Below are 745 nucleotides of genomic sequence, written 5' to 3' on the forward strand. Positions count from 1 at the left end.
CGGTGAGGGTGTAGGGCGTCGGCAGCAGGTTGTCGGGGTCGGGGCGATCCTCATAGCGTTCACGAAGACTGTCGGTGGCGGCTGCGATGATCTGGTCATGGTCGTAGAGCAGTGGCTCGTCTGACTCCAACGCACCGGTGGGAGAGACCGGAACCAACTCACCGACCACGCTCGTCAGCTGCGCGGCAGGCAGCGCGACGGCATGTGCGATCGAGATCGTCCACCCGCGGGGATCGCGATCAGGATCGTCGAACACCCGCAGCAGATGCGGGTGGACGCGGTCGGGCGAGAGCCCCAACTTGAGTTCGAGCACCTCGCGCACGGTGTCGGCGACGCTGCGCCGCTCGCGGATGAATCGTCCGGGCAGCATCGCGGTACCGGCGTCATCGCGCTGGATCACCACGCACAGATGCGCGTCGACGACGCTGAGTACGGCGATGTCGACGGCGACGCTGGGTCGCGGATAGTCGGTCAGACGACTGCTTTTCCCGGCGGCCACGAACGACAGACTATGCGAATGTCTGCGCAAAGTAGTAATCTCATAATCGCGCAAAGTCGCCTCGGTCCGATGCCGGGGCGGAGAGAGGAAGACACCATGCAGTTCTCCGCCGCCCTCGACGTCGACGTCGTGGCCCTCGAGGCCGCCGACGAGGTGACCGTCATGCTCGATCTTCAGGCCCCCGCCGCTGCTCCGGCAGACTCCGCGCGGCCACCGACCGCGTTGCAGATCGTCCTCGATCGCAGC

General features: G+C 66.0%; 1 protein-coding gene. It reads right to left on the reverse strand.

All coding sequences use genetic code 11. The features are described from left to right. Positions 1-499: NUDIX hydrolase (locus tag B1964_RS00230; protein WP_079928355.1), on the reverse strand; the 499-nt coding region annotated here is incomplete at its 3' end. Positions 500-745 lie beyond the last annotated feature (246 nt).

The organism is Gordonia sp. i37 (assembly GCF_002043085.1).
Taxonomy (GTDB): Bacteria; Actinomycetota; Actinomycetes; order Mycobacteriales; family Mycobacteriaceae; genus Gordonia; species Gordonia polyisoprenivorans.